General features: G+C 72.3%; 29 protein-coding genes. 17 read left to right on the top strand and 12 right to left on the bottom strand.

All coding sequences use genetic code 11. The features are described from left to right. Positions 1-84 precede the first annotated feature (84 nt). Positions 85-270 (bottom strand): DNA repair protein, encoded by a 186-nt coding sequence (locus ACNAW0_RS22440; RefSeq protein WP_416289923.1) that lies wholly within the window; start codon positions 268-270, stop codon positions 85-87. Positions 271-469: 199 nt separating this feature from the next. On the opposite strand from ACNAW0_RS22440, the gene ACNAW0_RS22435 reads away from it, so the two are divergent. Next, entirely contained in the window at positions 470-1,135 is a 666-nt protein-coding gene (locus ACNAW0_RS22435) for a GNAT family N-acetyltransferase (protein ID WP_416289922.1), read from the top strand. 185 nt (positions 1,136-1,320) lie between these two features. Here ACNAW0_RS22435 and ACNAW0_RS22430 read toward each other — a convergent pair whose 3' ends face one another. Genes ACNAW0_RS22430 through ACNAW0_RS22420 form a run of 3 tightly spaced genes read right to left on the bottom strand, consistent with a single transcriptional unit; the run spans position 1,321 to position 3,006 of the window. Continuing rightward, complete coding sequence (locus ACNAW0_RS22430; protein WP_416289921.1) at positions 1,321-2,028, bottom strand: TetR family transcriptional regulator; 708 nt, start codon at positions 2,026-2,028, stop codon at positions 1,321-1,323. Then, positions 1,961-2,461: a thiol-disulfide oxidoreductase DCC family protein gene (locus ACNAW0_RS22425; protein WP_416289920.1), complete on the bottom strand. Its 501-nt coding sequence runs from the start codon at positions 2,459-2,461 to the stop codon at positions 1,961-1,963. Before ACNAW0_RS22425 ends, ACNAW0_RS22430 begins: the two co-directional genes overlap by 68 nt. Next, positions 2,458-3,006 (bottom strand): hypothetical protein, encoded by a 549-nt coding sequence (locus ACNAW0_RS22420; protein ID WP_416289919.1) that lies wholly within the window; start codon positions 3,004-3,006, stop codon positions 2,458-2,460. Before ACNAW0_RS22420 ends, ACNAW0_RS22425 begins: the two co-directional genes overlap by 4 nt. Before the next feature lie 195 nt (positions 3,007-3,201). On the opposite strand from ACNAW0_RS22420, the gene ACNAW0_RS22415 reads away from it, so the two are divergent. The 3 genes from ACNAW0_RS22415 to ACNAW0_RS22405 are packed head-to-tail and all read left to right on the top strand — an operon-like array spanning position 3,202 to position 6,204. Next, complete coding sequence (locus tag ACNAW0_RS22415) at positions 3,202-4,101, top strand: IS982 family transposase (protein ID WP_416289918.1); 900 nt, start codon at positions 3,202-3,204, stop codon at positions 4,099-4,101. Then, entirely contained in the window at positions 4,091-4,789 is a 699-nt protein-coding gene (locus tag ACNAW0_RS22410) for an IS607 family transposase (RefSeq protein ID WP_416289917.1), read from the top strand. The genes ACNAW0_RS22415 and ACNAW0_RS22410 overlap by 11 nt, the downstream gene beginning before the upstream one ends. Then, entirely contained in the window at positions 4,786-6,204 is a 1,419-nt protein-coding gene (locus ACNAW0_RS22405) for an RNA-guided endonuclease TnpB family protein (RefSeq protein ID WP_416289916.1), read from the top strand. The genes ACNAW0_RS22410 and ACNAW0_RS22405 overlap by 4 nt, the downstream gene beginning before the upstream one ends. A gap of 141 nt (positions 6,205-6,345) precedes the next feature. Here the strand turns inward: ACNAW0_RS22405 and ACNAW0_RS22400 are convergent, their stop codons facing one another. Next, entirely contained in the window at positions 6,346-7,794 is a 1,449-nt protein-coding gene (locus ACNAW0_RS22400) for a glycoside hydrolase family 3 protein (RefSeq protein ID WP_416289915.1), read from the bottom strand. A gap of 126 nt (positions 7,795-7,920) precedes the next feature. On the opposite strand from ACNAW0_RS22400, the gene ACNAW0_RS22395 reads away from it, so the two are divergent. Continuing rightward, positions 7,921-9,096, top strand: a complete 1,176-nt coding sequence (locus ACNAW0_RS22395) for an ROK family transcriptional regulator (protein ID WP_416289914.1) — start codon at positions 7,921-7,923, stop codon at positions 9,094-9,096. 114 nt (positions 9,097-9,210) lie between these two features. Here ACNAW0_RS22395 and ACNAW0_RS22390 read toward each other — a convergent pair whose 3' ends face one another. Next, positions 9,211-10,221 (bottom strand): ABC transporter permease subunit, encoded by a 1,011-nt coding sequence (locus ACNAW0_RS22390; RefSeq protein ID WP_416289913.1) that lies wholly within the window; start codon positions 10,219-10,221, stop codon positions 9,211-9,213. Beyond that, complete coding sequence (locus tag ACNAW0_RS22385; RefSeq protein WP_416289944.1) at positions 10,218-11,228, bottom strand: ABC transporter ATP-binding protein; 1,011 nt, start codon at positions 11,226-11,228, stop codon at positions 10,218-10,220. The genes ACNAW0_RS22390 and ACNAW0_RS22385 overlap by 4 nt, the downstream gene beginning before the upstream one ends. Positions 11,229-11,306: 78 nt before the next feature. On the opposite strand from ACNAW0_RS22385, the gene ACNAW0_RS22380 reads away from it, so the two are divergent. Beyond that, positions 11,307-12,158 (top strand): ABC transporter ATP-binding protein, encoded by an 852-nt coding sequence (locus tag ACNAW0_RS22380; protein WP_416289943.1) that lies wholly within the window; start codon positions 11,307-11,309, stop codon positions 12,156-12,158. Between the two features lie 39 nt (positions 12,159-12,197). On the opposite strand, the gene ACNAW0_RS22375 is transcribed toward ACNAW0_RS22380, so the two are convergent. Continuing rightward, positions 12,198-12,680: a DUF6232 family protein gene (locus tag ACNAW0_RS22375; RefSeq protein WP_416289912.1), complete on the bottom strand. Its 483-nt coding sequence runs from the start codon at positions 12,678-12,680 to the stop codon at positions 12,198-12,200. Between the two features lie 346 nt (positions 12,681-13,026). Between ACNAW0_RS22375 and ACNAW0_RS22370 the strand changes: the two genes are divergently transcribed. Next, the gene (locus ACNAW0_RS22370) at positions 13,027-13,458 is read left to right on the top strand and encodes a nuclear transport factor 2 family protein (protein ID WP_416289911.1); all 432 of its coding nucleotides are present in this window, start codon (positions 13,027-13,029) and stop codon (positions 13,456-13,458) included. Here the strand turns inward: ACNAW0_RS22370 and ACNAW0_RS22365 are convergent. Continuing rightward, positions 13,404-13,922, bottom strand: a complete 519-nt coding sequence (locus ACNAW0_RS22365) for a DUF6232 family protein (protein WP_416289910.1) — start codon at positions 13,920-13,922, stop codon at positions 13,404-13,406. The two genes, ACNAW0_RS22370 and ACNAW0_RS22365, sit on opposite strands and share 55 nt — an antisense overlap. A 98-nt stretch (positions 13,923-14,020) precedes the next feature. Between ACNAW0_RS22365 and ACNAW0_RS22360 the strand changes: the two genes are divergently transcribed. Further along, complete coding sequence (locus ACNAW0_RS22360; protein WP_416289909.1) at positions 14,021-14,794, top strand: enoyl-CoA hydratase/isomerase family protein; 774 nt, start codon at positions 14,021-14,023, stop codon at positions 14,792-14,794. Between the two features lie 109 nt (positions 14,795-14,903). Further along, a complete protein-coding gene (locus ACNAW0_RS22355; protein WP_416289908.1) occupies positions 14,904-16,526 on the top strand; it encodes an acetolactate synthase in 1,623 nt (540 codons plus the stop codon). 3 nt (positions 16,527-16,529) lie between these two features. Here ACNAW0_RS22355 and ACNAW0_RS22350 read toward each other — a convergent pair whose 3' ends face one another. The 3 genes from ACNAW0_RS22350 to ACNAW0_RS22340 are packed head-to-tail and all read right to left on the bottom strand — an operon-like array spanning position 16,530 to position 17,647. Beyond that, positions 16,530-16,937, bottom strand: a complete 408-nt coding sequence (locus tag ACNAW0_RS22350) for a PLD nuclease N-terminal domain-containing protein (protein ID WP_416289907.1) — start codon at positions 16,935-16,937, stop codon at positions 16,530-16,532. A 27-nt stretch (positions 16,938-16,964) separates the two neighbouring features. Further along, a complete protein-coding gene (locus ACNAW0_RS22345) occupies positions 16,965-17,264 on the bottom strand; it encodes a DUF202 domain-containing protein (protein ID WP_416289906.1) in 300 nt (99 codons plus the stop codon). After that, a complete protein-coding gene (locus tag ACNAW0_RS22340; RefSeq protein WP_416289905.1) occupies positions 17,261-17,647 on the bottom strand; it encodes a YidH family protein in 387 nt (128 codons plus the stop codon). The genes ACNAW0_RS22345 and ACNAW0_RS22340 overlap by 4 nt, the downstream gene beginning before the upstream one ends. 41 nt (positions 17,648-17,688) lie before the next feature. On the opposite strand from ACNAW0_RS22340, the gene ACNAW0_RS22335 reads away from it, so the two are divergent. The 8 genes from ACNAW0_RS22335 to ACNAW0_RS22300 all read left to right on the top strand — a co-directional run bounded on the left by ACNAW0_RS22335 (position 17,689) and on the right by ACNAW0_RS22300 (position 24,749). Continuing rightward, a complete protein-coding gene (locus ACNAW0_RS22335) occupies positions 17,689-18,486 on the top strand; it encodes a GNAT family N-acetyltransferase (protein ID WP_416289904.1) in 798 nt (265 codons plus the stop codon). Between the two features lie 2 nt (positions 18,487-18,488). Further along, a complete protein-coding gene (locus ACNAW0_RS22330; protein ID WP_416289903.1) occupies positions 18,489-18,893 on the top strand; it encodes a hypothetical protein in 405 nt (134 codons plus the stop codon). A gap of 176 nt (positions 18,894-19,069) precedes the next feature. Continuing rightward, positions 19,070-19,849 (top strand): electron transfer flavoprotein subunit beta/FixA family protein, encoded by a 780-nt coding sequence (locus ACNAW0_RS22325; protein WP_416289902.1) that lies wholly within the window; start codon positions 19,070-19,072, stop codon positions 19,847-19,849. Positions 19,850-19,860: 11 nt separating this feature from the next. Beyond that, a complete protein-coding gene (locus ACNAW0_RS22320; RefSeq protein WP_416289901.1) occupies positions 19,861-20,820 on the top strand; it encodes an electron transfer flavoprotein subunit alpha/FixB family protein in 960 nt (319 codons plus the stop codon). A 211-nt stretch (positions 20,821-21,031) separates the two neighbouring features. After that, positions 21,032-22,207 (top strand): cysteine desulfurase family protein, encoded by a 1,176-nt coding sequence (locus ACNAW0_RS22315; protein WP_416289900.1) that lies wholly within the window; start codon positions 21,032-21,034, stop codon positions 22,205-22,207. Between the two features lie 37 nt (positions 22,208-22,244). Then, complete coding sequence (gene mnmA, locus ACNAW0_RS22310; protein WP_416289899.1) at positions 22,245-23,330, top strand: tRNA 2-thiouridine(34) synthase MnmA; 1,086 nt, start codon at positions 22,245-22,247, stop codon at positions 23,328-23,330. 9 nt (positions 23,331-23,339) lie between these two features. After that, positions 23,340-24,344: a methionine synthase gene (locus ACNAW0_RS22305; protein WP_416289898.1), complete on the top strand. Its 1,005-nt coding sequence runs from the start codon at positions 23,340-23,342 to the stop codon at positions 24,342-24,344. A gap of 36 nt (positions 24,345-24,380) precedes the next feature. Beyond that, the gene (locus ACNAW0_RS22300) at positions 24,381-24,749 is read left to right on the top strand and encodes a VOC family protein (RefSeq protein ID WP_416289897.1); all 369 of its coding nucleotides are present in this window, start codon (positions 24,381-24,383) and stop codon (positions 24,747-24,749) included. The last annotated feature ends 52 nt before the right edge of the window (positions 24,750-24,801 follow it).

Here is a 24,801-nt window from a genome sequence, read left to right as displayed (position 1 = left end):
GCTACCCGACACCTGTGCGAAAGGTCGGGGTGGAGCGCCCGCGTGTGTCGCGGCTTTCTGTGGCGTCCGCAGGGACGTGGTGTGTCAGCGGGTGTTGAGGCCGTGCTGCGTCGAGGTGCCGGCCGGCAGTGCGTTCAGCTCGGCCCACGAGAGCGGCCGGCCGTTCCGGACCTCCCGGTGCGGCGGCTGAACCGGGCACGGCCCGGCGGTCGCGGCCGGCCAGCTGCGCTCGATGTCCTGCTGGTAGCGGTCACTCGGCTGATTCGGCATGCCCATTACCGTCCCAGAGAAAGTTGTACATGTATGGAAATGGGTATGACGCGGACTGCCGGCCCCTGGTTCCCGCCACCGGCAGCCGGATCGACGGCCGGGTGGTCGATCTGTTGCGAGCTGGTCACGGAGGGGCCGGCCGAGCGTACCGTGATCACGACAAGGCGTGGCGGCCAGGCGGGCGAGGAGGCGTAGACCGGTGCTGGACCGGCGGTTGTTCCTGCATCTGGCGACCTGGCTCGGGCAGTGGCCGGCCGGTCCCGGGCTGCACGTGGTCCGCTCGCGACGCCGTGCCCAACCGGCCTGGGACGGCCGGCAGCGGCCGGCCATCGCGGTCGCGTCGCCCGAGTGCGCGATCCTCTCCGTGCCACCCGAGCGGGTCGACGCGGTCCGGGCCCTCGCCCACGGGCGGTCGGCCGAGGAACTGCTGCCGATGCTGCCGGCGGCGGTCGGGGCGCCGCAGTTCACCACCCACGCCGGACTGTTCCGGTGGAGCACCTCGCCGGCGCCGCTGCCCGACGTCGGCGAGTGGGTCCCGCCGGCCACGTCCGGGCTGCCGCCCTGGTTGCGGCTCTTCGACCGCGAGGTGCTGGTGGTGCGCGACGCCGACGGGCGCTACCTGGCCGGCGCCGGGATCAAGCGGCACGACGCGTACGGGCACGAGCTGGCCGTCGACACGGTGCCCGCCGCCCGGGGCCGGGGCCTAGCCCGGCGGCTGGTCGCGCAGGCCGCCCGGCGGGTGCTCGACGAGGGAGCCATCCCCACCTACCTGCACACCTTCGGCAACCGCTCCTCGGCGCGGGTGGCCGAGGCGGCCGGCTTCCCGGACCGGGGCTGGATCTCGTACGGCGTCTTCCCCCGATGAGGTCCGGGTGGGCGCGGACCGTGGATCCCGGGCCGGATCCACGGTCCGCAACCTCTCCTCCCAGGCCCCGTCATAAGTAACGCTAAGTGTCGGCTAGGTGCCGGAGCAAGGGGTGATCGGCGGTCCGACACTATCCAGTAATGGACTTGACCTGCGGTTTGGTCAGAAGCGGGCCGGCTCGCCGATCAGTGACGCAGCGTGTGGATGAGGGTGAGCGCCTGGCGAGCCACCGGTCGCAGTACCCGCAGCCGAGACAGCCCCACCAACCGGTCCACCAGCGGCACCGCCCCGTCGATCAGCTGCCGCGTCTTCACCTGCTCCGGTGAGCGGTCGTGCACCCAGTAGAGCACCACACCCATGTACGCCAGCCAGAGCAACTCCGGCAGCGCCGGCCGCAGTTCGGCGTCGACCCGGGCGGTGGAGCCCTCCAGCACCTCGCGGAAGAGCGCGATCGACGCCTCCCGTGGCTCCGACGACTCCGACGAGAACGGGCTGAGCGGCGAGGTCGGCTCCGCCGCCGTCTTGAAGAAGGTGGCGGCGAACGAGTGATACGGCGACAGCACGTCCACGCCGGCGTGTAGCACCCCGGCCAGCCGAGGCGCGAAGTCCCGCTCCCGGCCGAGCACCGGCGCGGCCGCCGCACGGTGCTCGTGCTGAGTGTCCGCGTAGAACTCCTGGATCAGGTGATCCTTGGAGCCGAAGTAGTAATAGGCGTTGCCTACCGCCACCCCGGCCTCCTGGGCGATCGCCCGCATCGTGGTGCGGGCGTAGCCCCGCTCGCGGAACAGCCGCATCGCGGTGTCCAGGATCAGCTGCCGGGTCTGCTCACCCCGGGCCGTCGCCCCGGTGGTCGGGCCATCCGCACCGGTCGTTGACGCAGTCTGCTCGGTCATCGTGGTCACCGTATCCCGGGTCCGGCCAGGGCTGGCGGACCAGTTCGCGTACCGAGGAAGCGGCCACCACCACCCGCCGGGCCAGCGGCAGCAGGTCGCGGCGGGCCAGTCGTTCCGCGGTCCGGCGGTGGTCGGCCAGCGCCCAGAGGCAGGCGAACCAGGCTCCGTCGCCCGCGTACACCGCGCCCGTGTCGGCCACCACGGTCAGGTCCCGCAGGGTCGCGTCGTGGTCCAGCCCGGGGAAGCGCCGCCGGGCCTCAACCGAGCCGGCCGGCACGAACTCCAGGGGTACGAGCTGGGCGCGCGACGCGAGCCACTGCCGGGCGGCCCGGCACAGCGGGCAGTGCGCGTCGTAGAGGACGGTGAACCAGCGGATCCCACCGGCCCCGTGCCCGGTGGGATCCGCCAGCTGCCCGCCCGGTACCAGCGTCATTGCGCCGGTGGCGTCGGGTCGGCCTGCGACGTGGGTCCGGCGGGCGGCGTTGTGCCGGCCTGGGGCATCGCGCTGGTCTGGGGCATCGGGCGGGCGGGGTTGACCGGCCGGGCGCCGGGCTGCGCGGGCAGGTAGCCCACCGGGGCGAGCGGCGGGTGGAGGGGCGCCTGCTGCTGGCGGAGCCGGCCGCGTCGGTACCGGCCGAGCGCGAAGACGTTGAAGAAGTGCAGCGCGCCGAGGACCAGCAGCACCAAGCCCACCTTCATGGACAGCTCCTCCAGCGCCTGGCTGGTGGTGCCCACCGCGTCGGCCTCCTTCATCGCCACCGTCACGTAGCCGAGGTTGAGCAGGTAGAAGCCGACCACGAGCAGGCTGTTGACCGCGTCCGCCAGCCGCTTGTCGGCGAAGACGTCCTCCAGGAAGACCAGCCCGTTGCGGGACAGCGCCCGGGCCACCCAGACGGTCAGACCGATGCTGACCGCGAGGTAGGCCAGGTACATCCAGACCTTCACGTCCATCTCGTCGCCCTTCTTGAACGCGTTCAAACTGAGGTTGCGCTCAGCGTACGGCAGGATTTGAACGCGTTCAAGAGCTGGTCGGCGCGATGCCGGTGACCGGCGCGGACGGATCCGTCCGTCTGCGTCTGTAGGGAGGAGCGACTAGATGATTGAGTCCGAAGTCTGGGCTGTACGGCAGCGCGGGCTTGACTGGGGCATGACGAAGGGTATCGATGTCAGTTTGTGAAGACAGACCTCGATACCCTTCTGACTGCACTCTACGTGTTCCTCGATGACCACGTCATCGGGCGCCGCCGGATCGGTCGCCCGCCGCTGCTGTCCGACGCCGAGCTGCTGTGCCTGGCCATCGCGCAGGTCCTGCTCGACTTCCCCCGGGAACGGCACTGGATCCGCTGCGCCCGCAAGCATCTACGCCACCTGTTCCCCTACATCCCGGACCAGTCCGGATACGGCAAGCGGCTACGAGCTGCCGGCCCGCTGATCGCCACGGTGATCCGGCACCTGGCCGCCAACACCCCCACCGGTGCGCCGATCCTGCGGCTGATCGACTCCACCCCGGTGCCCTGCGGAGCCTCCCGTGAGACCGCGAAACGCTCGGACCTGGCAGGCGACGCCGGCTACGGCTACTGCGCCTCCCACTCCCGCTACTTCTGGGGCATGCGCCTGTACCTGGTCACCACCGTCGAGGGCATGCCGGTCACCTGGTGCCTGGCAAACCCGAAACTCGACGAACGCGACGTGACGGCCGCCCTGCTGGAAGTCGACCACCACCTCGTGCAGTCCGGGCAGGTGATCCTCGCCGACAAGGGCTTCGCCGGAGCGGACTTCGAGAAGTTCCTCCGCGACGACCTGGGCGCCCACCTGGTCCGCCCGGCCAGGAAGAACACCTCCGACCCTGCCCCCAGCCCCGCCGAACGGGCCCTGCTGCACATGCGTCAGTGGATCGAGGCGATCTTCGACACTCTCAAGGGCCAGCTCAGCCTCGAACAGCACGGCTCGCGTACCCGCGGCGGCATCTACGCGCGGGTCGGCCAGCGCCTCCTCGCGATGGCGACCTGCATCTGGCACAACACCATGATCGGAGCGCCCAGAAAGCGATCGCTTATCGCGTATGACCACTGAGCAGCCCGAACTTCGGACTCAATCATCTAGTGATCGCTTTTTCGGCCAGGACTGTCTATTGTCGACCATCGTGGGTAGTGTTTATCGGATCGGCGGGTTCGCTACGCGGATTGGTCGTTCGGTGAGCACGGTGCGTCGGTGGGAGGCGGAAGGCCGGATCACGGCCCGCCGTCTGCCGTCGGGTCAGCGGTACTTCGACGACTCCGATGTGCGTGAGGTGCTGCAGCCCGGCTTCGACGCCGCCCGACGGAGGGTTGTGGTGTACTGCCGGGTCTCCTCGCTGGGGCGGAAGGCTGACCTGGCCTCGCAGGTGGCGGCGATGCAGCAGTTCTGTCTGGTTCGCGGCCTGGCGGTGGACGAGTGGGTCAGCGAGATCGGCGGCGGGATGAACCTGCGCCGTAAGAAGCTTCTGGCGTTGATGGACGCCTTCGACCGGGGTGAGGTTGCCACGCTGGTGGTGGCCCACAAGGACCGGCTGGCCCGTTTCGGCTTCGACTTCCTGGAGCACCTGGCCGTCCGCGGCGGCTGCGAGATCATCGTGGCCAATCAGGAGGCCCTGTCCCCCCAGCAGGAGCTGGTCGAGGACCTCCTGGCCATTGTGCACGCCTTCTCCTGTCGGCTGTACGGGCTGCGGCGCTACGAGAAGGAACTCAGAGGGGCGGTCCTGACCGCGGGGGATGGCCAATGAAGGTCACGCGTATCGCGTATTCAGCCGCCCTGAATCCGGGCAAGTACGCCGCCCTGCAGGAGCAGGCTCGTCGGCTGGGCCAGGTGCGCAGTGAGGTGTGGCAGCGGTACGGGTCGATCAGCGGTGTCGGGTCCGGACTGCGGGATCGGCAGGTGCGGGACCGGTGGTTGGCTGACGGCACGCACGTGTCGTTTGGTGTGTTGGCCAACGCGTGGAAGGAAACCGTCCGTGACGCGATCGGCGACATCACCGCGAACCGGGAGGCGGCCAAGGTCAAGGTCCGGCGGGCGATCGCCCGGCACACCGCCGATCCGGTACAGCGGAAGCGGATGTTCGACGTGTTGAAGGCCGACCGGTGGGCGGACGATCCGTTCCTGGCTCGGCAGATGCGCCGGCACTGGCAGCGGGGCCGCAACCGCACGCACGATCAGATCGTCGTACGCGCCGACAACTACAATAACGCCGTCGACGGGCGCGGCCGGTTATGGCTGGTTGTTCCTGGTCTTGAGCCCCGCAAGATGGTCAAGATCCCGCTGTCCACGACCGTCGCGCCGACGGGCACGCTGCGGCTGATTATTCGCGGCGGTCGGGTGGAGGTGCACTACCAGATCGACGCAGCACACATGCGCTCGTCGCAGCGGCCCCGCGGTGACCAGACCCTGGGCGTGGACAAGGGCTACACCGAAGCCCTCACCGACTCCGACGGCCAGCCCCACGGCACCCGCCTCGGCGAGCTGCTCACCAGCGAGTCGGACCGGATCAAGGAACGCAACCGACGCAGGGCGAAGCTGCGCTCGATAGCCAACACCGCCGCCGCCCGTGGTAACCACGCGAAGGCGCAGCGGATCAAGGCCAACAATCTCGGCACCGTGAAACGGGACCGGCAGGCCGCCCGCCACCGGGCCCGGGTGCGGACGGAGATCTTCACCGCCGTGCACGAGGTCATCGACAAGGCCGCCACGATAGTGGCCGAAGACCTCACCAAACGCTTCGCCGCGCGCAAGAAGCTCGGCAAGAACATGAATCGGCGTCTCGCCGCGTGGACCAAAGGGGTCACCGCCGAGGCGCTGAAGAACGTGTCGGAGCGCAGAGGTTCTGCGCACGTTCCCGTCAACGCCGCCTACACCTCACAAACCTGTCACCGCTGCGGCGCCTTCGGCCGCCGCAGCGGGGACCGGTTTTACTGCACTCGGTGCGGGGTGGTGTGGCAGGCCGACGTGAACGCCGCGATCAACATCCTGCACCGATTAGGCGACCCCGACATCGCCCTGCACACCCCACACCGTGTGGTGAAGCAGATCCTGCAGGACCGGGCCGATCGCCACCGGACCAGACTGCCGGTCCAGGACTCCAGCCCGACCACCACGGCCAGGCGGAGAGCGAAACATCCGAACCGCTCAACCATGAGCAACTAGTAGGAAGCAGCGAAAGGAACCCAGTCTGTCGCCCACGAATGCGCACCGGGCTGGCAGCTGTGACGACGCGGAGCGGCGGCCCACGGCAGGTGGCGGCTACGGCAGACGGCGGCTACGGCATGGCGGCCGGGGGAGTGGGGCTCAGCTGGCCAGGCCGAGGACCTGCGCCGCCGCGCGACCGTTGGCGTGGCTCGCGCCGTAGGTGGTGACGAAGGCGCGGGCTCCGGCCGGACGCCAGACACCCGGCCAACCCATCTCCACCACGGCCACCGGATGCGCCGCGGCCAGCGCCTCGACCAACTCCCGCGCCCCGGGCAGCCGGTGCAGGTGGCGGCCGACCAACACGATCGGTCGGTCGCCGGCTCGTCGGCGTAGCTCGTCGGGGTCGGTATCCCCGGCCACCACCCGGACCTCCTCGGCCCGGGCGAGGTGCGGTCCCAGCCCCCACGGCACCCGCCCCTCGGCGATGGTGGAGGCGGCGTGCACCTGCACCACCAGCGGCGCGGTCAGGCCGGTGACGTCGCCCTCGACGCGTACCGCGCGCAGCGCCGCGGCGTACCCGAGGCCGTCGGGGGTGCCCGGGGTGCCGGCGGCGCCGGTCCAGGCGGCCAGCTCGGCGGCCCGCCCGGCCGCCTCCTCGACCCGGGCCCGGTCCAGCCGGCCGTCGCCGAGCGCGCCGACGATCTCCTCGACCACCAGTTCCACCAGGTCGGGGTCGACCTTCGCGCCGATGCAGAGCAGGTCTGCCCCGGCGGCCAGCGCGCGTACGGCGGCTGGGCCCACCCCGCCCGCGGCCAGCGCGGCGCCCTTCATCTCCAGCGCGTCGGTGATCACCGTGCCGGTGAAGCCGTACTCGCCGCGCAGCAGGTCGACCAGGATCGGCCGGCTGAACGTGGCCGGGCCTTCGCCGGTCAGCGCCGGGACCCGGATGTGCGCGGTCATGATCGCGCGTACCCCGGCGTCGATCACCGCGGCGAACGGCGGCAGGTCGCGCTCACGCAGCACCGCCGGGGGTACGTCGACGGTGGGCAGCTCGTAGTGGGAGTCGGCGACGGTCGCGCCGTGCCCGGGGAAGTGCTTGGCGCAGGCGGCCACCCCGGCCGACTGGAGACCGGTGACCGCGGCGGCCGAGTGGGTGGCCACCCGGGCCGGGTCGGCGCCGAACGAGCGGGTGCCGATGACCGGGTTCTCGTCCGCGCTGTTCACGTCGACGGTGGGGGCCAGGTCGACGGTGATGCCGAGCGCCCCGAGTTCCGCCCCGATCGCCGCGTACACCTGGCGGGTCAGCGTCACGTCGTCCACCGCGCCGAGCGCCGCGTTGCCCGGGTACGGGCTGCCGGTGGCGTGCGCCAGCCGGGTGACGTCGCCGCCCTCCTCGTCGATCGCGATGATCACGTCCGGGCGACCGGCGCGCAGCTCGGCGGTGGTCGCCGCCACCTGGGCCGGATCGTGGATGTTGGTGCCGAACAGGGTGTGCCCGGCGAGCCCCTCGCCGAGCAGGTCCACCGCCCAGTCGGGCGGGATCGGGCCCGGGTACGCGGCCAGCAACGTGCTCAGAGCCAGCCGGCGGAGTCCTGGATCCTGCCCCACGAGTCTCCCCTTTCCCTGCCACGGTCGTCCGACGACTCCGGATCGGGGTGGCCGATACGCTAGCGGACACCCCTGTACAGGCATTTCTGTTGTTAAGTAAACTTTACTGAAAATTGAGGACGTGGCATGAGTGCGACCCGGCTGCCCGGCACCCCCCGCCTGTTACGCGCGCTCAACGACCGTGCGGCGCTGGAGCTGCTCCTCGAACGTGGGCCGCTCACCCGGGCCCGGCTCGGCGAACTGACCGGGCTCTCCAAGGTCACCGCGTCGCAGCTGGTGGAGCGGCTGGAGGAGCGCGGCCTGGTCACCCGGGTCGGCGAGCAGGCCGGCGGGCGGGGCCCGAACGCCCAGCTCTACGCGGTGCGTCCGAGCAGCGCGTACGTGGTCGGCGTGGACGTCGGCGCCGAGCGCGTGGTGGCGGCCTGCGCGGACATCACCGGCGCGGTCATCGGCCGGGTCGAACAGTCCACCCGGGACACCGACGACCCGGTGGGCGTGGTGCACAACGCGGTGGTACAGGCGGCGAGCAGCGCCGGCGCGGAGCTGTCGAGCGTACGGCGCATCGTGCTGGGCACCCCGGGCCTGGTGGATCCGGGCACCAACGACATCACGTTCGCGTTCAACCTGCCGCGCTGGCACCGCGGCCTGCTCGCCGCGCTCCGGGATGACCTGCACACCCCGGTGGTCTTCGAGAACGACGTCAACCTGGCCGCCGTCGCCGAGGCCCAGTCCGGCGCGGCTCAGGGCGTGTCGGACTTCGTGCTGGTCTGGGTGGGCGCGGGCGTCGGTCTGGCCATCGTGCTCGGCAACCGGCTGCACCACGGCAGCAGCGGGGCGGCCGGCGAGATCGGCTACCTGCCGGTGCCCGGCGCACCCATCCCGCGGGACGTCTCGAAGCGGGCCAAGCCGGCGTTTCAGCAGCTCGCGGGCGCGGACGCGGTCCGCGCGGTGGCCGCCGAGCACGGGTTCGCCGAGGCCAGCGCCGCCGAGGCGGTGCACGCCGCGGTCGCCGCCGGCACGGCCGGTGTGCCGATGCTGGACGAGCTGGCCCGCCGGCTGGCCCTCGGCGTGGCGAGCACCTGCGTGGTGCTCGACCCGCCGCTGGTGGTGCTCGCCGGCGAGGTGGGCCAGGCGGGCGGGGCGGCGCTGGCCGAGCGGGTGCAGCACGAGGTCGCCGCGATCACGCTGGTCCGGCCGCGGGTGGTCACCACCGGGCTGACCGAGGAACCGATCCTGCGGGGCGCGCTGCGCACCGCGCTGGACGCGGTCCGCGACGAGGTGTTCGGCTCGACGGTCGGCTGACCGTCCGCCACCCACCGCCCGCGCCGTCATGTGAAGGAATTCTTCACGAATCGCCGTAGCGCTGCAAGGAGTTGCCGGTACGGCCCCGCGGGTCGGGGCCGTACCGGTTCGCACTCAGATCAGGTCGCGGCGGCGGAACGCGGCGAAGCCGGACCCCACCAGCAGGACCGCCAACCCGAGCAGCACCGCCAGACCCGGCCGCCAGCTCAGGATGTAGGAGGGGTCGCAGAAGTCGCTGGAACCACTCCGGCAGGCATGCCTGTCCCAGAAGGTGACCTCGCCGGTGAGCCAGGCGCCCAGGTAGCTGGAGAGCATCCACTGGTCCGGCCGGGCCACGTCGAGGATGTGCATCACCAGCCGCGCGCCCAGCTCCCACACCACCAGGTACGCGGCCACCGTACCCAGCGCCGCCGCAGTGTGCCGGCCCAGCGTGGCGACGGCGAAACCGACCGCCCCGGCGAGCAACACCAGCACGAGCCCCCGGCCCCACATGGCCCCCAGCGATCCCCAGAACGCCCCGTCCAGATGCCCGGGGTACCCCGCCGTCTGACCGATCAACCAGAACGCCCCCAGGTACGCCGCCGACGCCACCGCGGAGAGCACCAGCAGCGCGCCGAGCAGCGTGCCCAGCTTGGCGCCGAGCACCGCCCAACGGCGCGGCCGCCACAGCAGCAGGTTGACCACCCCGCCCGAGTTCAGGTCGGCGCCGATGTAGGAGGCGCCGACCAGGAATCCGAAGAGGATCAGGAACGCGACGAGGAAGTAGAGCAGCGGCTCGGCGTCGGTGGCGAAGGTGAACACCCCTTCGAGGTAGTCCGACGTCATGGGCAGCCGCTCCATCCGGCCCGGGTCCACCTCGGCGCAGTTCACCGGAACGTAGTCGGTCTCGGTCGGCGTCGCCTGCCCCGCCTTGATCCGGAGGCAGCGGTCGTGCGCCGCCTCCAGCTCGCGTATCTGCTCCGCGGCCTGCGCCTGGGCCCGGCTCACCTCGGCTGGGGTGGGCTGGTGCGACCCGGCCAGCGTGGTCGCCGCGGTCACCGCGAAGGCGACCAGCAGCAGCACCACCATCAGTTGCACGAAGCGGCGGGCGGTCAGCCGCTCCAGCTCGGCTCGGACCAGGTTCACGCGTCCACCTCCCGGTTCTCGCGCACGTCGAGGTCGATCACCACGTCGTCCGGGCCGGCCACCGGCCCGTCCAGCTGGCGGGGCACGGTCGGGTGCGGGGTGGTGCCGGTCAGCTCCAGGAAGACGCTCTCCAGGTCCGGGCGGAGCGGCACCAGCTCGCGTACCCACAGGCCCTGCTCGCCCAGCGTGCGGCTGATCAGCTCCGGCTCGTCGACCCCGGCGACCACCAAATGGTCGGCGTGGGCGGTGACCGACAGGCCGGCCCGCCCGAGCAGCTCCACGGCCCGCTCCGGCTCGGCCACCCGGACCTGCCACTCGTGCTGGTCGAAGCCGTCCAGCACCTCGTCCACCCGGCCGTGCGCCACCCGCCGGCCCCGGCTGATGATCGTCACGTGGTCGCAGATGAGCTGGATCTCGGCCAGGATGTGGCTGGAGAGCAGCACCGTCACGCCGGCCTCGGACAGCGAGCGCATCAGGTCCCGCATCTCCCGGATGCCGGCCGGGTCCAGGCCGTTCGCCGGCTCGTCGAGGATCAGCAGCTCCGGCCGCTTCAACAGCGCCGACGCCACCGCCAGCCGCTGCTTCATGCCCAGCGAGTAACCCTTCACCCGCTCCTCGCTGCGGTCGAGCAGACCGACCTGCTCCAGCACCTCGTCGACCCGGCTCGTGGGCACACCCCCGGCCACGGCCAGCAGCCGCAGGGTGCGGCGGGCGGTGAAGTTGCCGAAGAACTGCGGGCTCTCCACGATCGCGCCGACCCGCCCCGCCACCTCGGGCAGGCGCTCGGGTGATTCGGCCCCGAGCATGCTCATCCGGCCGCCGTCGGCCCGGACCAACCCGAGCAGGGCGCGCAGCGTGGTGGTCTTGCCCGAGCCGTTCGGCCCGAGGAAGCCGTGGACCTGCCCGGCCTCGACCAACAGGTCGAAGCCGTCCACGGCGACGCGACGTCCCTGACGCAGGGTGTGGAACGCCTTACGGAGACCGGAGATCTCGATGACCGCGCTCATTCGCGCGGCTCCGGGCAGCAGCAGTCGGGCATGAACCATCCTCGGGTTGTGGTGTCCAACGACACGGCGCCCCACCATATGGCGGCGGCGCCGCCCGTGGGGGGCGGCTCGCGGGCTGCGTGGTTGGATGGACCGGTGACTGTTGACCTGGATCTGGTGGTCAGCCTCGACGGGGTCGGCGTCAAGCGCTCCGGCACCGCGCTGCTGCACGACGTCGACTGGCAGGTCGAGCTGGACGAACGCTGGGTGGTGCTGGGCCCGAACGGCGCCGGCAAGACCACCCTGCTCAATCTGGCCGCCGGCCGGCTGCACCCGACCACCGGCACCGCGCATGTCCTCGGCGAGCGGATCGGCCGCACCGACGTCAACGAGCTGCGGACCCGGATCGGCCTCTCCACCGCCACGCTCGCCGAGCGGATCCCCACCGACGAGCGCGTCGCCGACGTCGTGGTCACCGCGGCCTGGTCGGTGGTCGGCCGCTGGCGGGAGAGCTACGACCGCACCGATGAGGCCCGCGCCCACGCGCTGCTCGGCCAGCTCGGCGTCGGCCACCTCGCCGACCGGGCGTACGGCACCCTGTCCGAGGGGGAGCGCAAGCGGGTGCAGATCGCCCGGGCCCTGATGACCGACCCGGAGCTGATGCTCCTCGACGAGCCCGCCGCCGGGCTCGACCTGGGCGGGCGCGAGGACCTGGTCGCCCGGCTCGCCGAGCTGGCGTACGACCCGGACGCGCCGGCCCTGGTGCTGGTCACCCACCACGTCGAGGAGATCCCGCCCGGCTTCACCCACGCGCTGCTGCTGCGAGACGGCGGCGTGATGGCGAAGGGGCTGCTCGCCGACACGCTCACCGCCGACAACCTGTCCAAGACCTTCGGCCTGCCCCTGGCCGTCCAGCGTTCCGGCGACCGTTGGACCGCCCGCGCCGCCTGAGCCGAGGAGGAAACCGGCGCCGCCTGCGCCCGCTGATGCTCAACGGCGCTCTCCATGCTGCTCGACCGCGCGTTGCACGGCCCGGTAGATCTGCCCGAACCGGAGCGCGTCGGGCGTGCGCAGCAGCATCACCTCCTGCCCGCGATGCTGCACCCACAGCTCGTGCACCTGGTTGCCACGCTCGTAGGAGCGGTCCAGCCAGCCGAGCGGCAGTTCCAGGAACGGGGTCAGCGCCAGCCCGGCGACCACGAACGCGGCCAGGATGACCAGCGCCAGCCTCCAGTTGCCCCGGTCCTGCGCGGCCCAGGCCAGGGAGAGCACGCAGACCAGCGCGACCAGCGGTGGCAGTGAGAGGAGCAGGACCAGCACGCCCCGGCCGAGGACCCGACCCCGGACGGCCAGGGTGGTCGCGCCGCGCGCGTGCCAGACGTACGCGATGTCGGCGAGCCGGACGACGTGCCCACCGGCGTGGATGGCCTCGGAGGTGACCTGTACCGCGTCGTCCCGGTAATAGAGGGTCATCATTTAGCCTAACCATCCGGGTTCAAGATGGACTATGCCGCGGCATCCAGTGGCGCGAATGCCGCGTGCACCGAGATAGGTGGACACCGCCTTTAAAGCTGAATCGTCTGTGCTATCGCCACTGTCCGCCCCGCACCGGCCCGGCAGGCTCCACCCCGCCGGACCGCTCGGGCTGGGACCGTCCGGGCTGGGACCGCTCGGGCTGGGCACTCCGATTCGTTCGCGAAATCAGTTCCAAAGGCGTTGAACAGGAGTGGCTGTGGTCGCCGGGGATTGGCAGCGCGGTGACCCGTGCCCCGACCCCTGCGGGCAGTCGGGAAGGGCCGGTCCCGGTAGCGTCCCCGACATGGCGGACCGGAGCGGGGCCGAGACGGCGATGACCGAGCAGGAGCGCAACGTCGAGGTGGTCCGGCGATACCTCCGGACGTTTGTCACCAAGGACCTAGCCGAGTTGGCCGAGGTGGTCGCCGAGGACGTGGAGATCTACGGGTCCGGCATGGCGGTGCGTGGCCGGCGCTATCCGGAGGGGGCCGTTTCCTCGCCGGGGCTCACCGTGATCGACCAGGAGATCCTGGAGATCTTCGCGGCCGAGGACCGGGTGGTGGTCTCGATGGCGCAGACGTACCGGCGGGACGCGACGGGGGCCACCACGGTGCAGAGCGCCTGCAAGATGTACCGGCTGGCCGGCGGTCGGATCGTCCAGTTCTGGGGCGAGCAGGACACCTACGGCCTGCTGCGCGGCCTCGGGTTGCTGCCGGACGAGCCGATCACGTTCTGACGCGGCGTCGCCGAGTCGTGCTCCATCGCCCGCTGGACCGCCCGGTAGATCTGGCCGAAGCGCAGCGCGTCGCCCGTACCCAGCAGCCGCACCGGCCGGCCCCGCCAGCGTGCCCACATCTCCAACTCCCGGCTGCCCCTGGTGTACGACCGGTCGAGGTGCTCGAAGAGCACGTCGGCGAGCGGCCCGATCCCGAGGCCGACCAGCACGGACGCGCCGACGATGGCGAGGGTGACCACGGACGAGCGGTGCAGCCGGAGCGCGATCACGACGCCGAGCGCGGCGGCCACCAGCGGCCCGGCGAGGGCGGCCCCGATGGCACCGCGGCCGGCCAGCACCCGCCAGGACCGGCTGCCTCGCCGGTGCCACACCATGCTCAGTTCGGTCAGCGGGTAGGTCCGTCCGTCCACCCGTACGGCGGTGGAGGTGACCTGTACCGATCGGTCCTCGAAATAGGTGATCATGGCCTCACTCCGGGTGTCGGGGCGGACACCGCACTGTCTACCCCAACGATCCGGGCCGTAAGGTTGGCACGCGACTTCGACGAGGAAGTGAGGGCAGCGTGGGCGAGTTCGTCAGGCTGGAAGTGAAGGACGGCATCGGTACCATCCGACTGGAGCGGCCGCCGATGAACGCGCTCAACACCCAGGTGCAGGAGGAGTTGCGCGCTGCCGCGACCGTGGCCACCGTCGATGCCGAGGTCCGCGCGGTCATCGTGTACGGCGGGGAGAAGGTCTTCGCGGCCGGTGCGGACATCAAGGAGATGGCCGACATGTCCTACGTGGACATGGCTGAGCGGGCGGCCGACCTGTCCAGCTCGCTGGGCGCCATCGCCCGGATCCCGAAGCCGGTGGTCGCCGCGATCACCGGGTACGCCCTGGGCGGCGGCTGCGAGCTGGCCCTGGCCTGCGACTGGCGGATCGTGGCCGAGGACGCCAAGCTCGGCCAGCCGGAGATCAAGCTCGGCATCATCCCTGGTGCGGGCGGCACCCAGCGGCTGGCCCGGCTGGTCGGTCCGGCGCGTGCCAAGGATCTGATCATGACCGGCCGGATGATCGACGCGCAGGAGGCGCTGCGGATCGGGCTGGCCGACCGGGTGGTCCCGGCCGCCGAGGTCTACGACGCTGCGGTCGCCTACGTGAAGCCGTTTCTGGCCGGCCCGGTGCAGGCCTTGCGGGCGGCCAAGGCGGCCGTCGACGGCGGTCTGGACATGGACCTCAACTCGGGCCTCGCCTGGGAGAGTCAGCTCTTCGCGGCGCTGTTCGCCACCGACGACCGGCGCGAGGGCATGGTCGCGTTCGTCGAGAAGCGCAAGCCGGGCTTCACCGGCCGCTGATCCGCCGGCCGGGCCGGCGGCGTACCCCGTCGCCGGCCCCGAGGGCGGTTCCCATTCCGCCTACCGGCCAGTAACGTGTGACTCCGGTCCCGGGACGAGGGGAGTCGCGATGACGGAGCGGGTCGAGGGGCACGGCGGCGAGCTGGCGCTGGCGGCGCTGCGCGCGCACGGCGTACGGGAGATGTTCACCCTCTCCGGCGGGCACGTCTTCCCGCTCTACGACGCCGCGCACAAGACCGGCTTCCCGATCTACGACGTCCGGCACGAACAGTCCGCCGTCTTCGCCGCCGAGGCGGTGGCGAAGCTCCAGCGCCGCCCCGGCCTGGCCGTGCTCACTGCCGGCCCTGGCGTCACCAATGGCGTCTCCGGCCTGACCAGCGCTTTCTTCAACGCCTCCCCGGTGCTGGTGCTCGGCGGGCGGGCCCCGCAGTTCCGCTGGGGCTCCGGCAGCCTCCAGGAGATGGACCACCTGCCGCTGGTCGCCCCGGTCACCAAGTACGCCGAGACGGTGTTCAGCGCCGACGACATCCCGCGCGCGGTCACCGCCGCGGTCACCGCGGCGCTCACCCCGCACCGTGGCCCGGCCTTCCTCGACTTCCCCCTCGAATCGGTCTTCTCCACCGGCGACGCCGACCTGCCGGCCGTCACCCCGATCGCCCCGATCGAGGCCGACCCGGACGAGATCGCCAGGGCGGCCGGCCTGATCGCCGGGGCCGCCCGGCCGGTGATCGTCGCCGGCTCCGACGTGTACGCGTACGCCGCGGTCGACGCCCTGCGCGCCGCCGCCGAGGCACTCCAGGTACCGGTCTTCACCAACGGCATGGGCCGCGGCGCCCTGCCGCCGGAGCACCCGCTCGCCTTCGCCAAGGCCCGCCGGGTCGCTCTCCGGGGTGCCGACGTGGTCGTGGTCGTCGGCACCCCGCTGGACTTCCGGCTCGGCTTCGGCGACTTCGGTGACGCGCAGGTGGTGCACGTCGTCGACGCGCCCAGCCAGCGCGCCGGCCACGTCCAGCCGGCCGCCAGCCCTGTCGGCGACCTGCGGCTCATCCTCACCGCCTTCGCCGAGCACCCCGGTGATCGGGCCGACCACGCCGACTGGGTCGCCCAGCTACGCACCGCCGAGGACGCCGCGAAGGCCCGCGACGCCGAGGAGATGGCCGCCGAGACCGACCCGATCCGGCCCGCCCGGGTCTACGGCGAGCTGCGCAAGGTGCTCGCCGCCGACGCGATCACCATCGGCGACGGTGGCGACTTCGTCTCGTACGCCGGGAAGTACCTGGAGCCGGCGCAGCCCGGCACCTGGCTCGATCCCGGCCCGTACGGCTGTCTCGGCACCGGCATGGGCTACGCGATGGGGGCCCGGGTGACCCACCCGGACCGGCAGATCTGCGTGCTGATGGGCGACGGCGCCGCCGGGTTCTCGCTGATGGACGCGGAGTCCCTGGTCCGCCAGCAGCTCCCGGTGGTCATCGTGGTCGGCAACAACGGCATCTGGGGTCTGGAGAAGCACCCGATGCGGGCCATGTACGGCTACGACGTGGCCGCCGACCTCCAGCCCGGTCTGCGCTACGACCGGGTGGTCGAGGCGCTCGGCGGCGCGGGCGAGACGGTGGAGAAGGCCGCGGACCTCGGTCCGGCGCTGGCCCGCGCCTTCGACGCCGGCGTGCCGTACCTGGTCAACGTGCTCACCGATCCGGCCGACGCGTACCCCCGCTCGTCGAACCTGGCCTGATCCTCACACCTCCGGGCGGTCCCGTTCGTCCTCCTGGCGGCGCAGCTGCTCCTCGCGCCGGCGCAGGTCCTCCTCCCAGCGGCGCAGGCGTTCCTGGTCCTCCCGCCGGGTCCGTTCGGCGAGGGAGGACAGGAACGCCGGGTCGTCGTCCGGCGCCACCGGCCGGGGGCGCTCCTGCTCGGAGAACCCGTTCCCCATCGGCCAGAGGGTCCCCGACCGCCGGGCGGTCGGTTCCCGGCCGGCCACGAACCAGGCGATCGAGCCGACCAGCGGGAAGAACAGGATGATCAGCACCCAGGCGATGCGGGGCAGCGCCCGGATCTCACCATCCTCGGCGGAGAGACAGCTGATCAGCGCGAAGACGGCGAGCACGATCTGGGCCAGGAAGAGGAACCCGTAGAGGCGAGCCATGCGGACATCATGGACCATCGGTGCGGTTCAGCGCTGCCCGCGTGCCACCAGCACGACGCTGAGCAGCGCGAGACCCGCGGCGATCAGCGCCATCAGCGGAAACGACCAGCGTTGCGCCCGCCGGGGACCGGTGCCGGTGGCTCGGCGCCAGGTGAGTGCGAGCGCGCCGAGCCAGCCCAGCACGGCGAGCCCGGCCAGCGCCGCGTCCGCCTGATCGCCGGCGAGGGCCAGGCGGACCAGCAGCACGGTGACCCCGGTGAGCGTCAGCAACGTACGTCGCCAGGCCAGCTGGGTCCGCTCCGGCTGAAGACCGGGGTCGCCGGTCATCGGATCACCCGGGCGAGGACCGCGATCACCAGCAGCAGCGCGCCCACGGCGACGGCGAGGGCCAGGATCGCCGGGAAACGGGACGTGGGCAGCTCCTCGCCCAGCCGGATCGCCCGCTCGGTCCGCGCCCAGTGGTCGACCGCCCGGACCGCGACGGTGGCGCCGAGCAGCAGCAGCGCGATGGCGATCGCCTCGCGCAGGTGGGCCAGCGGCAGCGGAGGCAGGAACTGGGCCGCGGCCAGCCCGCCGGCGATCAGCGCCAGGCCGGTACGCAGCCAGGCCAGGAAGGTCCGCTCGTTGGCCAGCGAGAAGCGGTAGTCCGGGGTGGTGCCCACTGACCGCAGCTCGCGCGGGTCGAACCAGCGCCTGATCGCCTGCCACACATTGCCGATTATCCGCTTTACCTGATGCCTAGTCTGAGTGGGTGACTGATCTTGATGCGCGGAGCCTCCGCGACGCCTACGACGCCCAGATCCGTCCGGAGATCCCGGACCCGGTGCCGGCCGGGGTGACCGTGGAACGGGACGGCCCGCTGTTCCGCATCCTCGGCCTGGACCACGGCGGCTTCCTCACCTACCGGACCCTCGACGGACTGGCCGGCGCGGAGTTGGACGCGCTGATCGGCCGGCAGGTGGAGATCTTCCGCGCCCGGGGTGAGGAGGTCGAGTGGAAGCTCAACGGCCACGACGAGCCGGCCGACCTGGGCGACCGGCTGCGCGCCGCCGGGTTCGTCCCGGAGGGGCAGGAGACCGTCGTGGTCGGCCCGGTCGCGGCCCTGGCCGCCGCCGTCCCGGTCCTCCCCGAGGGGGTACGCCTGCGCGAGGTGACCGCCCGGGAGGACCTTGAGCGGATCGCCGCGATGGAGGAGGCGGTCTGGCACGAGGACCGGAGCCACCTGGTGACCGGGCTGGCCAGGGAGATCGAGGCCGACCCGCAGTCGATCACGATCGTGGTGGCCGAGGCGGGCGACACGATGGTCAGCGCCGGCTGGGTGCGCTACCAGCGCGGCACCGGCTTCGCCACACTCTGGGGCGGCTCCACCCTGCCGGAGTGGCGCAAGAAGGGCATCTACCGGGCGCTGGTGGCGTACCGGGCGCGGCTGGCCGAGCAGCGCGGCAAGACGCTGGTGCAGGTGGACTGCTCGCCGGACAGCCGGCCGATCCTGGAGCGGCTCGGGCTCGTTGCGGTCACCACGACCACCCCGTACGTCTACACTCCGTGATCATGGAACCGTTGACGGCGGACGAGCGGCTGACCCTCAAGACCGGGGCCTTCGGTGCCGTCTTCCTGGTCTCCAACGCGGAGCCCGGGATGCTGGCCGTGGTGCGGGAGAGCTTCGCGGCGTCCGGCGCGTTCGACGAGGCCAGCGGGGTGGTGAAGGAGGCGCTCAGCAGCGGCCCGCTGCCGGAGCTGCGCCGGGACTCGGCGCTGGAGATCGAGGCGGTCGTGCTGCCCGCGCTGAGCCGGTCGCTGGCGATCCTGCGGGAGAAGTCGCCGAGGGACGTCGACGTGTACCGGTCGGTGGTGCTCACCGCCGCCGACCGGGTGGCGCGGGCCCACCAGGGCGTGACCCCCGCCGAGGCGACGGTGCTGGACCGGATCAGGGACGCGTTGGCCGAGTCGGCCTGACCGAGTGGCTTGTGTCACTCTGAGGCTCCCGGAGCGGGCATGCTACTTGCGGGTAACATGGCCCGTGGGCAACTGCACAGCAGCCCGCGGTTGACCGATCGTTAAGTTTCGCGGGAGGCTGCGCCCGTGACCGGGCGAGGGATCGCTACACCAACCAGGAGGGTCGTCGAAGCGCGATGAACATCGTCGTACTCGTCAAGCAGGTGCCTGATTCGGGCGCGGACCGCAGCCTGCGTTCTGACGACAACACCGTCGACCGCGGTTCGGCGAACAACGTCATCAACGAGATGGACGAGTACGCCATCGAGGAGGCGCTGAAGATCAAGGAGGCGCACGGCGGTGAGGTCACCATCCTGACCATGGGCCCGGATCGCGCGACCGAGTCGATCCGCAAGGCGCTCTCCATGGGGCCGGACAAGGCCGTACACGTGGTGGACGACGCGCTGCACGGATCGTGCGCCGTGGCCACCTCGAAGGTGCTCGCCGCCGCTCTCGGCCAGCTCGGCGCGGACCTGGTGATCTGCGGCGCCGAGTCCACCGACGGCCGGGTTCAGGTGATGCCGCACATGATCGCCGAGCGGCTGGGCGTCGCCGCCCTGACCGGCGCGCGCAAGCTCACCGTCGACGGTGCGACCCTGACCGTCGAGCGGCAGACCGAGGAGGGCTACGAGGTGGTCACCGCCTCGACCCCGGCCGTGGTCTCCGTCTGGGACACCATCAACGAACCGCGCTACCCCTCCTTCAAGGGCATCATGGCCGCCAAGAAGAAGCCGGTGCAGACGCTCTCCCTGGCTGACCTCGGCATCGCCCCCACCGAGGTGGGCTTCGACGGCGCGACCAGCGCCGTGCTCGAACACACCAAGCGCCCGCCACGCTCCGGCGGCGAGAAGATCACCGACGAGGGCGAGGGCGGCGCGAAGCTGGTCGGGTTCCTCGCCACCGAGAAGTTCGTGTGAGAGGTCTGGACATGTCTGAGGTTCTCGTCGTCGTCGAAGCCACCCGGGAGTTCGGCGTCAAGAAGGTCACCCTGGAGATGCTCACCCTCGCCCGCGAGCTGGGCACCCCGAGCGCGGTCGTGCTCGCCGGCGCCGGCGCCGCACAGGCGCTGAGCGCCAAGCTGGGCGAGTACGGCGCGGAGAAGATCTACGCCGCCGAGGGTGAGGAGATCGACGGCTACCTGGTGGCGCCGAAGGCCACCGTGCTGGCCGACCTGGTCGGGCGGGTGCAGCCGGCAGCGGTGCTGCTGGCCTCGTCGCAGGAGGGCAAGGAGATCGCCGCCCGGCTGGCGGTGAAGCTCGACAACGGCATCCTGACCGACGTGGTCGCCCTGGCCGCTGACGGCACCGCGACCCAGGTCGCGTTCGCCGGTTCCACCATCGTCAAGTCCAAGGTCACCAAGGGTCTGCCGCTGGTCACCGTCCGGCCGAACTCGCTCACCCCGGCCCCGGCCCCGGCCACCCCGGCCGTCGAGCAGCTCACCGTGACCGTCGGCGAGGCGGACAAGTTGGCCCGGGTGGTCGAGCGGGTCGCCGAGCAGAAGGGCAACCGCCCCGAGCTCACCGAGGCCTCCGTCGTCGTCTCCGGCGGCCGCGGTGTCGGCAACGCCGACAACTTCAAGCTGGTCGAGGAGCTGGCCGACCTGCTCGGCGGCGCGGTCGGCGCGTCCCGCGCGGCGGTCGACTCCGGCTTCTACCCGCACCAGTTCCAGGTCGGGCAGACCGGCAAGACAGTCTCCCCGCAGCTCTACATCGCGCTCGGCATCTCCGGCGCGATCCAGCACCGGGCCGGCATGCAGACTTCGAAGACCATCATCGCGGTGAACAAGGACGCCGAAGCGCCGATCTTCGAGCTGGCCGACTTCGGCGTGGTCGGTGACCTGTTCAAGGTCGTTCCGCAGGCCGCCGAGGAGATCCGCAAGCGCAAGTGAGCCGGTCCCTTTCCGCCGCACACGCGAAAAGGGAGCTGATCGGCGGGCCGGGGAGCTGAGCCGGCCCGCCGATCAGCCCGTCAGTGCGCCCCTCAGGTCAGGGTACCGAGCAAGCACATCCGCGTCGTGCCGGGATGGACAAACCGGTCCCGACCCGTGTGGGGTGGTCCGGCATCCGGCGCGACGGGTTCCGGCCGTAGGCTGGACACCGATGGCATACCTGGATCATGCGGCGACCACCCCGATGCTCGACGAGGCACTCGAGGCGTACGTCGCCACGGCCCGCGAGGTGGGCAACGCCTCGTCGCTGCATGCGGCCGGCCGACGCGCCCGGCGTCGGGTGGAGGAGTCCCGCGAGCGGGTGGCCGCCGCACTCGGCGCCCGCCCCTCCGAGGTGATCTTCACCGGGGGCGGCACGGAGAGCGACAACCTCGCCGTGAAGGGCGTCTTCTGGGCCCGCCGAGCCGTCCGCGCCGACCGCACCCGGGTGGTCTCAAGCGCCGTCGAACACCACGCGGTGCTGGACACGGTGGACTGGCTGGCCGGGCACGAGGGCGCCGAGGTCGGCTGGCTGCCGGTCGACGCCACCGGCCGGCTCGACCCGGAGCGGCTCCGCGCCGAGCTGACCGCGCACGGCGACCGGGTCGCCCTGATCACCGCCATGTGGGCGAACAACGAGGTGGGCACCCTGCAACCGGTGGCCGAGCTGGCCGAGGTCGCCGCCGAGCACGACGTACCGTTCCACACCGACGCGGTCCAGGCGGTCGGCCAGGTGCCGGTCGACTTCGCCGCCAGCGGCGTCTCCGCGCTCACCGTCACCGGGCACAAGCTCGGCGGCCCGACCGGCGTGGGTGCGCTGCTGCTCGCCCGGGACGTCGCCGCCACCCCGCTGCTGCACGGCGGCGGCCAGGAGCGCGACGTCCGCTCCGGCACCCTCGACACCGCCGGCATCGTCGCCTTCGCGGTTGCCGTCGAGGCCGCGGTGAAGGGCCAGCAGGAGTACGCGACCCGGGTCGCCGCGCTCCGCGACGAACTGGTGGAGCGGGTCCGACAGGCGGTCCCCGAGGTGATCTTCAACGGCGACCCGGTCGACCGGCTCCCCGGCAACGCGCACTTCTCCTTCCCCGGCTGCGAGGGGGACGCGCTGCTGCTCCTCCTCGACGCCCAGGGCATCGCCTGCTCGACCGGCTCGGCCTGCTCGGCCGGGGTGGCGCAGCCCTCGCACGTGCTGCTGGCGATGGGCGCCGACGACGACCGAGCCCGGTCGTCGTTGCGGTTCACCCTCGGGAACACCAGCACCCGGGCGGACGTCGAGGCTCTCATCGCCGCGCTGCCGGCAGCCGTGGAGCGGGCCCGGCGCGCGGCCGCCACCCGTACCCCCCGTTGACCCGGATACCCTCGGTGAGGATGAGGGGAGTGGGCCGGTGAGGGTTCTGGCGGCGATGTCGGGCGGGGTGGACTCCGCCGTGGCGGCGGCGCGTGCGGTGGAGGCCGGGCACGACGTGACCGGGGTGCACCTGGCGTTGGCCCGCAACCCGCAGACCTACCGCACCGGCGCTCGGGGCTGCTGCACGCTGGAGGACTCCCGGGACGCCCGCCGGGCCGCCGACGTGATCGGGATCCCGTTCTACGTCTGGGACATGGCCGACCGGTTCCACGAGGACGTGGTGGACGACTTCGTGGCCGAGTACGCGGCCGGTCGTACCCCGAACCCGTGCCTGCGCTGCAATGAGAAGATCAAGTTCGCCGCGGTGCTGGACCGGGCGGTGGCCCTCGGCTTCGACGCCGTGGTCACCGGTCATCACGCCCGGCTCGGCCCGGACGGCCTGCTGCGCCGCAGCGTCGACGTGGCCAAGGACCAGTCGTACGTCCTCGCGGTGCTGACCCGCGAGCAGCTCGACCGGTCGATCTTCCCGCTCGGCGACTCCACCAAGGTCGAGGTACGCGCGGAGGCCGCCCGGCGTGGCCTCGCGGTGGCCGACAAGCCCGACTCGCACGACATCTGCTTCATCGCCGACGGCGACACCCGCGGCTTCCTCGCCCAGCGGCTCGGCGAGGCACCGGGCGAGGTGGTCGACGCGCACACCGGCGCGGTTGTCGGCAGCCACACCGGCGCCTACCAGTACACCGTCGGGCAGCGCCGCGGCCTGCACCTGGACCGGCCCGCCCCGGACGGTCGCCCCCGCTACGTCCTCTCCATCACCCCGAAGACCAACACCGTGGTGGTCGGCCCGGCCGAGGCGCTCGAGGTCGGGCAGGTCCGCGCCACCCGCCCGGTCTGGACCGGCGGCGAGCGGCCCGCCGGGCCGGTCGAGTGCGAGGTGCAGTTGCGGGCGCACGGGGACGTGGTGCCGGCCACCGTGTCACTGGACGCCGAGGGCCTGCATGCCGAGCTGCGCCGCCCGGTGCGCGGGGTCGCCGCCGGCCAGGCGATCGTGGCGTACCGGCCGGACCCGGCCGGGGACGTGGTGCTCGGCTCCGCCACCATCACCGGGTCGGGCAGCGGATAGTCTGCGGCGGTGACTGATCAGCCCTGGCCCTGGCCCGCCGGGGCGGCGACCGGCATCGGCTCGCTGCCCGGCACCGACATCGCCGAGGCGCAGCGCATCGTGCTCGGCGAGCTGCCCGCCCTGCCGCACCTGCCGGAGCTGCCCGCCCGGGGCCCCGGCGCGGACCTCATCGGCCGGACCGGCGGCCTCCTCGTCGAACTGCCGGTCGAGCTGTACGCGGCCCGCTGGCGGATCGCCCTCCGGCCCGGCAAGGACCTGCGCCGCGCCCGTGACCTGATGGAACGCGACCTCGACCAGCTCGCCGAGCAGGCCGAGGAGTATCCCGGCCCGGTCAAGGTGCAGGCGGCCGGCCCGTTTACCCTGGCCGCCTCGCTGGAGCTGCCGATCGGCGGCCGGCTGCTCCGCGACCCGGGGGCGGTTCGCGACCTCGCCGGCTCGCTCGCCGAGGGGCTGCGCGGGCACGTCGAGGCGGTCGCCCGGCGGCTGCCCCGCGCGTCGGTGCTGCTCCAGCTCGACGAGCCGTCCCTGCCGGCGGTGCTGGCCGGCCGGGTACCCACGGAGAGCGGCTTCGGCACCCACCGGGCGGTGGAGCCGGAGGTCGCCAGGACGCTGCTGCGCGGCGTGATCGAGGCGGCCGGGGTGCCGACCGTGGTGCACTGCTGCGCGCCTGACGTGCCGCTGGAGCTGATTCGGACCGCCGGGGCGGTCGGCGTCGCCCTCGATCTCGGCCTGGTCACCGACCTGGATCCGCTGGGCGAGGCGATCGACGCCGGGCTCGGGCTGCTGGCCGGCGCCGCGCCCGCGCTGCCCCCGTCCACCGGTCGCGCGCCGATGTCGGCCCAGGTCGCCGACCGGGTACGGCAGCTGTGGGACCGGCTCGGCTTCCCCCGTGGCCGGCTCGCCGAGCAGGTGGTGGTCACCCCCGCCTGCGGCCTGGCCGGGGCCACTCCGGCGTACGCCCGGGCGGTCCTCACCGCCTGCCGCGACGCCGGCCGCCGGCTCCACGAGGAGTGAGGTTTCCTGTCGTACCGGCGGGGCAGGATGACCGGCATGGTTGGACGAATGCGTTCCACGGTGATCGACTGCCCCGACCCGCGTGCCCTGGCCGGCTTCTACGCCGAGCTGCTCGGCCTGCCGCTGATCGAGGACAACTCCGACGGTGACGAATGGGTGGTGCTCGGCGGCCCGCCGGGGCACCAGCCGCGGATCGCCTTCCAGCAGGCACCCGGCCTGCGCGCGCCGGACTGGCCCGCCCCGGATCGGCCGCAGCAGTTCCACCTCGACGTGACGGTGGACGACATCGAGGCCGCGGAGAAGGCGGCGCTGGCCTTGGGCGCGCGCCGGCTGCCCGGCGAGGGCGAGGGCTTCCGGGTCTACGCCGACCCGGCCGGCCACCCGTTCTGCCTCTGCTGGGACTGACCCGGGCGGCGCGGCTTGCGTCGGCGGTGCGTCAACTTCTCGGCCCTGAAGG

The sequence above is a fragment of the Micromonospora sp. SL1-18 genome, assembly GCF_047921505.1.
GTDB lineage: Bacteria > Actinomycetota > Actinomycetes > Mycobacteriales > Micromonosporaceae > Micromonospora.
The sequence above is the reverse complement of the archived record's forward strand: the minus strand, read 5'-3'. Positions and strand labels throughout refer to the sequence as shown.